At 48.3% G+C, this 8542-nt stretch carries 12 protein-coding genes and 1 riboswitch; of the genes, 10 read left to right on the top strand and 2 right to left on the bottom strand.

Annotation, left to right across the window (positions count from 1 at the left end):
• The first annotated feature begins 107 nt into the window (after positions 1 to 107).
• The 5 genes from B2899_RS00260 (at position 108) to B2899_RS00240 (ending at position 4425) form a co-directional block, all read left to right on the top strand.
• Complete coding sequence (locus tag B2899_RS00260; protein WP_146809348.1) at positions 108 to 359, top strand: WGxxGxxG family protein; 252 nt, start codon at positions 108 to 110, stop codon at positions 357 to 359.
• Between the two features lie 614 nt (positions 360 to 973).
• Positions 974 to 3193: a DNA translocase FtsK gene (locus B2899_RS00255; RefSeq protein ID WP_414631734.1), complete on the top strand. Its 2220-nt coding sequence runs from the start codon at positions 974 to 976 to the stop codon at positions 3191 to 3193.
• Between the two features lie 47 nt (positions 3194 to 3240).
• On the top strand, positions 3241 to 3708 hold the full coding sequence (gene mscL, locus B2899_RS00250) for a large conductance mechanosensitive channel protein MscL (RefSeq protein WP_286883156.1): 468 nt from the start codon (positions 3241 to 3243) through the stop codon (positions 3706 to 3708).
• A gap of 78 nt (positions 3709 to 3786) precedes the next feature.
• Complete coding sequence (cbpB, locus tag B2899_RS00245) at positions 3787 to 4227, top strand: cyclic-di-AMP-binding protein CbpB (RefSeq protein WP_146809346.1); 441 nt, start codon at positions 3787 to 3789, stop codon at positions 4225 to 4227.
• Between the two features lie 66 nt (positions 4228 to 4293).
• Entirely contained in the window at positions 4294 to 4425 is a 132-nt protein-coding gene (locus B2899_RS00240) for a hypothetical protein (protein ID WP_286883153.1), read from the top strand.
• On the opposite strand, the gene B2899_RS00235 is transcribed toward B2899_RS00240, so the two are convergent.
• Both B2899_RS00235 and B2899_RS00230 read right to left on the bottom strand, forming a co-directional pair.
• The gene (locus B2899_RS00235) at positions 4422 to 4580 is read right to left on the bottom strand and encodes a hypothetical protein (RefSeq protein WP_170230192.1); all 159 of its coding nucleotides are present in this window, start codon (positions 4578 to 4580) and stop codon (positions 4422 to 4424) included. The two genes, B2899_RS00240 and B2899_RS00235, sit on opposite strands and share 4 nt — an antisense overlap.
• A 173-nt stretch (positions 4581 to 4753) precedes the next feature.
• Positions 4754 to 5347, bottom strand: a complete 594-nt coding sequence (locus B2899_RS00230) for an ECF transporter S component (RefSeq protein ID WP_286883150.1) — start codon at positions 5345 to 5347, stop codon at positions 4754 to 4756.
• A 6-nt stretch (positions 5348 to 5353) separates the two neighbouring features.
• Positions 5354 to 5508, bottom strand: a riboswitch (FMN riboswitch).
• A 206-nt stretch (positions 5509 to 5714) separates the two neighbouring features.
• Between B2899_RS00230 and B2899_RS00225 the strand changes: the two genes are divergently transcribed.
• The 5 genes from B2899_RS00225 to B2899_RS00210 all read left to right on the top strand — a co-directional run.
• Positions 5715 to 6170, top strand: a complete 456-nt coding sequence (locus tag B2899_RS00225) for a hypothetical protein (RefSeq protein WP_286883148.1) — start codon at positions 5715 to 5717, stop codon at positions 6168 to 6170.
• On the top strand, positions 6167 to 6799 hold the full coding sequence (locus tag B2899_RS00220; RefSeq protein WP_286883145.1) for a DNA-3-methyladenine glycosylase family protein: 633 nt from the start codon (positions 6167 to 6169) through the stop codon (positions 6797 to 6799). The genes B2899_RS00225 and B2899_RS00220 overlap by 4 nt, the downstream gene beginning before the upstream one ends.
• A 130-nt stretch (positions 6800 to 6929) precedes the next feature.
• Positions 6930 to 7595 (top strand): winged helix-turn-helix domain-containing protein, encoded by a 666-nt coding sequence (locus B2899_RS00215; RefSeq protein ID WP_286883142.1) that lies wholly within the window; start codon positions 6930 to 6932, stop codon positions 7593 to 7595.
• Positions 7596 to 7848: 253 nt separating this feature from the next.
• Positions 7849 to 8055 carry a helix-turn-helix domain-containing protein gene (locus B2899_RS18335; RefSeq protein WP_414631733.1) on the top strand — a complete coding sequence of 69 codons (207 nt, stop codon included), beginning with the start codon at positions 7849 to 7851 and terminating at the stop codon, positions 8053 to 8055.
• Positions 8010 to 8542: RNA-guided endonuclease TnpB family protein (locus B2899_RS00210; RefSeq protein ID WP_414631732.1), on the top strand; the 533-nt coding region annotated here is incomplete at its 3' end. The genes B2899_RS18335 and B2899_RS00210, both read left to right, overlap by 46 nt.

Here is an 8542-nt window from a genome sequence, read left to right as displayed (position 1 = left end):
CTTTCCCTAAAAGGCAAGCCCGTTCGTAAAGCGATCTAGAAAACAATGTATATTTTTCTGCTTTAGGTAAATCATTAAGGTAGAGAATGCTTGAGGAGGTGATACATATGTTATGTAAGCTTCGTATTGTTGTATTGGCTCTAGCCCTGGTTACAGCTGTAAATGTACCGGTTTTTGCAGAAGGTGTGAATGATAACGTAAATAACAGGAACAACGTTAATACGTATCAAGGCAACAATTACAGAACGGCAGCCACCGACAATGATGTTGATTGGGGATGGATTGGTCTGTTAGGACTTGCCGGGCTCTTTGGACTGCGGGGAAGAAACAGAGATCCGGAACCTGAACGTAGACCATAATGCTGACAATTTAGGCCCTGTGTTTAATCAGCTGTCTAGCTACGCGCTGGCCGCACTTGACAGGCTGTAATACTTGAATGAAAGCACGAGTACCCCGTCGGCGGATGTTGTCGGGGTTTTCTGTTTTATTCCCTAATTCTCGACAGAATCCCCACCATGACCGCTCGTTTTCCTTGTGTTATAATAACGATACGAACGCATGTGCAGGAAAAAAAGGCAACCGCAGCCAATGTTTGGTTCGGCTGCCTTTTTTCCTGTATGATGATACATACTTAGTTGAGGTGGTGAATCCGGTGACCAAGAAGAAGAAAAGCCGGAAAGGGGCCGGAATGAAGAAGCAGGATGTCCGTGGATTTCTCCGGTATGAGCTATACGGCCTCGTCGTCATCGCGCTGTCGCTTTTGGCGCTTATGACATTCTCGAACTCAAGCTGGCTGGGCCGGTATTTTGCCTGGGTATTTCGCATTGCGGCCGGATCCTGGGATTTTCTGCTGCCACTGACCGGCGTGGGTATTGGTATTTATGTCATGGTTAAAAGAAAATGGCCTTATTTGTTCTCCCAGCGGTGGGTAGGTATTTTTCTTCTGTTCTTTTCCTTGTTAGTATGGAATCATATGTTATTGTTTGAGCAGTTGACCGCCGGAGGCAGGTTCGCTGACCAATCGGTGTTTGCTGTCACATGGGAACAACTGCTTCAGGAGAAGAAGCAGGTAGAAGCAGGAAAACCGTCCACGACAGATGTGGGCGGGGGATTAATTGGAGCCATCGGGTATGCCTTTTTCTCTGCGGCAGCCGGATCAGCCGGTGCAGCACTTATTATCGTGTTTCTCGTGCTGATTGGATTGATGCTCGCATTTCAAATCTCGTATGTGCGTATTTTTGCTGCGCTGCGTCGCCTGTTTGCGGCCGGCGGAGCTAGAGTAAAAGCTGTGGGAGAGGATGCGCTGGCACTGCTGAGCGAGCGGCGTGAACAGCGTCTTCGTGAGCGTGAGGAGCAGGAAGCATATGAAGCGGACCTGATAGAAGTAGAGCCGGAAGAAGAGGAGCCTGAAGAACGAAAGCCAAGTCTTGTTATGCGCTTATTCGGCAATCGTTCCATGAAAGAGAAAAGAGATGTGACGGAGATGCTTCCGGTACGAGCGAAGACAGAAAATATGCCGCAGGCCGAAGACCGAGCATTTCCGGAGGATATCGGTGAAGCGGATGGGCTGCCACGCACGGGCGAGATCATAGTACATGATTTTGCGGAAAAAGTATACCGACAGGAAGAGACAGCCTCTCTACCGAACGGCGAACCGGAAGTAAAAACGGAAGGCGGGCAAATCAAAGTAAAATTGCGAGAGCGCAAACAGCCGGAAGTAAAAGAGCCACCGGAAACGGTGGCGGATGTGTCGCTGGCGTTTGAGGAAGCGATGGACCATCCGGCCTATAAACTCCCGACTCCGGCACTGATGGACCGACCGAAAGCGATGAAAGGGAGCGGTACAACGAAAAATGTACAGAGCAATGCCCATAAGCTCATCACCACGCTGGAAAGCTTTGGTGTACAGGCCAAGGTGCTGCGTGTCCAGTGCGGTCCGACGGTAACGCGTTATGAGATTCAACCGGCCGTCGGGGTCAAGGTTAGTAAAATTGTCGGGCTCACGGACGATATCGCGCTGGCTCTCGCCGCGCGAGGCATTCGAATGGAAGCGCCGATTCCAGGTAAATCGGCGATCGGCATCGAAGTTCCGAACGACGAAGTAGCGCTTGTAACGCTTCGTGAGGTGTTGGAAAGCCGTGAATATATCGATGCGGCAGACAAGCTTAGCATTGCGCTCGGACGCGATATCTCCGGTCAGCCGATTATCGCCAACCTGGCACGCATGCCGCACCTGCTGGTTGCCGGAGCGACAGGAAGCGGGAAGTCGGTCTGCATAAACGGCATCATTATGAGTATTTTATGTAAAGCGAAACCGAGTGAAGTTAAACTTATGATGATTGACCCGAAGATGGTTGAGCTAAACGTATATAATGGAATTCCTCATCTGCTCTCGCCGGTGGTGACCGATCCGCGTCGCGCATCCATGGCGCTCAAAAAAGTCGTGCAGGAGATGGAGCGGCGCTATGAACTGTTTGCCAAGTCGGGGACACGGGATTTGGATCGCTATAACGAGATAGCGCGCCAGCAAGGTATTGCCCCGCTGCCGCTCATCGTCGTCATTGTCGACGAATTGGCGGATTTGATGATGGTGGCGCCGGGTGACGTTGAAGATGCAATCTGCCGTCTGGCACAAATGGCGCGCGCGGCCGGCATCCATTTAATTATCGCCACGCAGCGCCCGTCGGTTGATGTTATTACCGGAGTCATTAAAGCCAACATTCCATCCCGCATCGCGTTTGGTGTGTCATCTATGGCGGACTCACGCACCATTTTGGATATGGGTGGTGCGGAGAAACTGCTGGGGCGCGGTGACATGCTGTACTTACCGATGGGCGCATCCAAACCGGTACGCATTCAGGGAGCATTTATCAGTGACCATGAGGTAGAGAAGGTCGTAACTTTCGTCAAGAAGCAGCAGGAAGCACGCTATCATCCGGAGATGATGCCGGGAGAAGAGGAGGAGAACGTGTCTGTGGACGAGCCGGAGGACGAGCTGTATGAACAGGCCGTAGAATTGGTGCGTGAGGCGCAGACAGCGTCGGTCTCTCTTTTGCAACGTCGGTTGCGCGTCGGCTATACGCGCGCGGCACGGCTGGTCGATATGATGGAAGCGCGCGGTGTAGTCGGTCCATATGAAGGCAGTAAGCCGCGTGAAGTGCTTATTCCGCCGGGTGATTCACAAATTTCGTAAAGCATAGATGTACGACAGTATGTAATAAGGAAAGGAGCGGACGTCACTTGAAGTTTATCACGGAGTTCAAGAAATTCATTAGCAAAGGGAATATTATTGATCTTGCCGTTGGGGTGGCGCTTGGAACCGCCTTTAATAAAATCGTCACGTCGCTTGTCGAGGATATTTTGATGCCACCTATTGGGATGGCGCTTAATGGCGTAGATTTTTCTGATTTGTACATTAATCTTTCTTCGCAGTCGTATTCCTCGCTTGATGAAGCAAAAAGAGCGGGCGCGGCGACTATCAATTATGGGATTTTCTTAAATAATGTGCTGCATTTCTTAATTGTAGCACTGTCCCTGTTTGTAGTGGTTAAGGTATACACGAGGCTAAGTGAGTTAAGGCAGCACGAGGAGCAGGCAGAGCAAAAAGCGGAAACAAAAAAATGTCCGTACTGCCTATCAAGCATTCCGATTCCGGCGACCCGTTGCCCGTCCTGCACGTCCCATCTGGAAAAGGTGGAAGAGGCATAGGGAAGCCTCATGCGAAGAAAACGTTTTCATGGTACAATAAGATAAAAGTGACTTTCTATAAGGGGAAGCGGTGGATGTATGGGAAAAACAATGAAACAAGTATCATTGGATAACGGGATTGAGAAATTGATGATTCCAGGAAGTAAAGTTGCCATTGTCCAGGAGGGCAACTCGCTGGAACATGCACTTCTTGTTCTTACAAAATCCGGATATTCAGCAATTCCAGTGCTTGATCGGGAGTATAAGCTGAAAGGATTAATCAGTATGTCGCTCATTCTTGATGCCATTCTTGGCATCGAGAAAATTGAGTATGAGAAGCTGAGCGAGATGAAAGTAGAGGAAGTGATGAATAGGAAAGTGGCGTGGATGCGAGAAAACGGGAGCTTCTTCCGCGGCCTGGAGCTTTCCATTAACCATCCGTTTCTATGCATCGTAGACGAGAACAACACATTTATAGGGATCCTTACCCGCAAATCGATTCTGGCACAGGTGCACAATTATTTAAAGTTTAATACATAAGCAAAGCGGGGTGCATCCTGCTTTGCTTAATGGGTAAAGATACGGAAGGAAGAGGAGAACGAGACAATGATTTCAATGGGGAAAAAGGCGAATGCCTTTTTCTTCCCCGGATCTTCTTTCCTCTCCCTCTCCTTCTTTTCTCACGATTTTCACAGAAAAAGACAGGCGGTGATGTATGCGCCTGTCTTTTTTGTTTAATTCAGCGTATAAGAAAGTTTGATTGAAAGCTGCCCGTTTTCGATACCGATATACTCAAGCCCTTCAAATATCGCATTCGGATAATCGCTTTGCAGCGTCTGCATTGTTTCCAGCATTTCATCTGCCGAGTTAATCAGGATTTCCATCCGGTTCATGGTTATGTCACCTCGTCCATATTCTTTGCTACATATATTCGTATGCGTTGTCCTTTTTTGAGGGGGATAAGAAAAAAATTTATGATTTCAAAATAAAAAGCTTCCACTGGGCAGTAGAAGCCTTGAATCGTTACCTTATTGTCAGGTTGTGAAACGAAATTACGCCGTCCATCTTATTTGCCCTGCAGTACAGGACGCAGGCGGTTATAAATCGGATACGTGATGACCGCTTCGATGAGTCCCTTAATCAGGTTAAATGGAAGGATGGCATAAATTACAAGCGCCCACAGGCTTGTAATGCTGCTGTTCGCTTCCTGCGACCAGCCGACAATATCTTGAACGGACATGCCTAACACATAGGCAAATGCCGGAATAAATACAAAATAGTTGGCTATTGTCATTACGATCGCCATTGCGGTTGTGCCGGCCGCCATACCCAGCCAAAAATTCACTTTGCTTTGCTTCAGCTTGCGCATAAGCAAAACAGAAACCACAACAAACGTACTTCCTGCCACAAAATTGGACAACTCTCCTACAGCCATGCCGCCCTGGTTGGTCAGCAAGAAATGCAGAATATTTTTGATTAGTTCCACCGCTACTCCGGCCAACGGCCCGAATAAAATAGCGCCAATCAGTGCCGGAATTTCGCTTACGCCGATTTTCAGAAACGCCGGAAACATCGGCAACGGGATTTCTACAAACATTAGCAGAAATCCGATGGTCGACAACAGCGACAAAAACGCTGTTCTGCGTACCTTTCCTCTCATATGAAGTTCTCCCTTCTCCCATCCAGACTATACTGTCGGTCCCGGAGTTGCACCGGATCCACCAAACGCGCGGTTGCTGATTTTGCGTTCGGGTCGCGGACTGAGAAGCACGAAGCCCCATCACCGCCGGTCGGGAATTTCACCCTGCCCTGAAGGTTTATATGGTGTTACAAATTTCACAACCTAATTAGAAATATGCCATGAAAATGTACGGACGTCAATATGAAAGTGAAAAATAGCAAAAAGGTGAATGAGAGAGTTAGAGGAGTTAACGATGATTTTATTCTATTTCGATTGTTATATAATGAAGGAAAAATAACTGTTTGCAGACATAACTGGCAAGTATGTGCAAAAAGGGGAGAAAATCATGATTTTTGGAATTTCCTATGCGGAATGGATTGGCTATCTCATTGTTGTTGTACTGGTTTTCTTGTTCGGTCTGCCGAACGGCTGGCTAAAACGCCTCGAAAAGTATTACTCTAATGATCATCTGCACCAGCCGCTCAGGGCGGAAGAGGTGAGCGCTATTACACTGCAGACCACAGGCGGTGAGGAGCGGTTGCTGAACGGAGAAGAACAGGAATGGATCGTAACGCTGTTTAACAATGCGAAGCTCGTTCAGAAGATGGAAGAGCCAGCCGGTGAAGGAGCAACTTTAAAGATTATGCAAAAGGACAGAAGCATCATTGAAATTATTCCATATCGAAACGATTTTATTGTCCGTCGTCCCGGCAGTAAAAAAAATAACACATCCATTGCTTATTGGGCCAAGCAGGATACGTTAACCGAATTTTTGCGGGAGGAAAGGAAAAGCTCTATATGAACAGCGAAGTGATGAATGAGCGAACGATAATGGAAGGCATGGCATATCTTAAAGAGGCCGATCCGGTAATAGCCCGGCTAATCGAGATGTACGGCCCATATCCGTGGCGGCCGCGCAGTGATTATTTTGCGGTGCTGTGTGAATCGATCGTCTCCCAGCAGCTTTCTGTGAAAGCGGCTGCTGCGATTTCGGAGCGTGTGCTGCGTTATTTTAACGGCGAATGGAAGCCGGAAGTCATTCTATCCGCTCCGGAAGAGGCGCTTCGGGAGCTTGGGCTATCGCGTTCGAAAGTTGTTTATATAAAAGATCTCGCCGCGTTTTGCGCGGATGGGCGCCTGCAGCTTGAGGCGCTGACATCCGCATCAAATGATGAAGTTGTCCGTCAACTGATTCGGGTAAAAGGCATCGGCCGGTGGACGGCGGAAATGTTTTTACTGTTCGGAATGGGGCGACTCAATGTATTTCCGGTGGATGATTTAGGCATTAAAAAAGCCATCCAACTGCATTATGGCTTCGCTGAGTTACCCGATAAGAAGCAGATGCTTGAAATCAGTGCACGGTGGTTTCCGTATGAAACTCTTGCTTCTCTGTATTTATGGCAAAGCTTAAACAACAAACCGCCTGTATAGCGAAAAACGGGGTAGGAGATTATCTCCACCCCTTTTTCGTTATTTATCGGGCGGACAATCCTGCATTTCACAAATCCCACACAATTATTCATTATAATAAAGACGTAATCCTAAATAAGGAGCTTTTGAAATGAGTAAAAAATACCCGGCGTTCGGATTGCTTTTAGCGTTTCTTTGGCTGGCTTTAGCCGGCTGCCAACCGTCGGCGTTCGCCAGAATTTCTGATTCCGATTCCGTACTGGCGGTAGCGAATGTTCGGGAGAAAACCGTCTCTTTTTTGGAGACAGAGAGCGGGAAGACAGTGGCAACCTGGAAGCCGGACTTCTCGTTTGCACGCATGTTGTTGCTGCCGGACCGGCATACTGTTTTGTTGTATGGAAAAAACGAGGAAGAAGCGCATACGCTGGACGGAAAGCAAAAAGGCGAAATTAAAGTTGGGCCATCCCCTCTTACTATGCTGCTTGATGAGAAAAAAAATCTCCTGTATGTGGTGGATTTGCAGGATGCCACCCTGCGGGAAATCGCGCTTGCGGACCGGCGGGTTACACGTACGTTTCGGATGAATGAGTCACCGATGGGCGGTTTGCTTATGCCGGATCGCAAAGAGTTGTGGATTGGCGGACATGGACGGGGGGATTTACCGGGGGAAGATGTATCCGTATTCTCAAGTGAAACCGGACAAAAGCAACGAACGATGGATACGCACATCAAAACATTGCGGATGAAGCTGGGCGAGCACGCCGGCCTTATTCAGACAGTCCGGGGCATTGGCTGTAAGTTTGAGGTGCAGATTTGAAGCGCATTTCACTGAAACTCAATCAGAATCTTTGGCTGTTGGTCAGCTCCGGCGTAATTTTTACCGTGCTCGCTACGTATGGACTGACCCAGTATTTATCATATCAGCCGAGAAGACTCCCACTTCTAAGTGAAGTGAAAGTGGGGATGAATGGGCTTCGGACAAGGGAGGGTCTTCCCCCTCTCAATTGTCCGACTGTTCTTTCCTTCTTCGATTTTGTAAAATATAAGCAATCGAAGGAGGGGAAAAACGAATGAAACGGCACAGAGCATTCAAGTTTCGTCTCTACCCTACAGTGGAACAGGTAACGCTCATCCACAAAACCATCGGATGTTGCCGATTCGTGTTCAACCATTTCCTCGCATCGTGGAATGATACGTACAAAGAAACAGGGAAAGGCCTCACATATGGGACATGTTCCGCCCAACTTCCTGCATTAAAAAAGAGTATGAATGGCTAAAAGAAGTCGATTCCATTGCCATTCAAACGTCTGTGCGACATCTTGCGGTAGAAGGCAATCAGATCAAGTTGCCGAAACCCGGGTTCGTTCGCTTTGCGAAAAGTCGTGAGATCGAAAGGCGTCTTCTTTCCGCTACGATTCGCCGTCATCCATCGGGGAAGTATTTTGTCTCCCTTCTATGCGAAGTGGAGATTCAGCCGTTGCCTCAGGTCCATCAACATGTCGGTGTAGACTTAGGCATCAAGCATTTTGCGATTCTATCGAACGGGGAACCGCCTGTCGAAAATCCGAAATATTTACACAGGTATGAATCGCAGCTTGCTCGCTGGCAACGCATCTTTTCCCGCAGGAAAAAGGATGGGAAAAACCGTGAAAAAGCAAGAATCAAGGTGGCCCGTCTGCATGAGAAAATCCGCAACACCCGGCAGGATTTCCTGCACAAGCTGTCCACAAAGCTGATTCGTGAAAACCAAACGATCTGCCTGGA

Source organism: Aneurinibacillus sp. UBA3580 (assembly GCF_002375825.1).
Lineage (GTDB): Bacteria > Bacillota > Bacilli > Aneurinibacillales > Aneurinibacillaceae > Aneurinibacillus > Aneurinibacillus danicus.
Note: the sequence above shows the minus strand (reverse complement) of the source record. Positions and strands in the feature narration are given on the sequence as shown.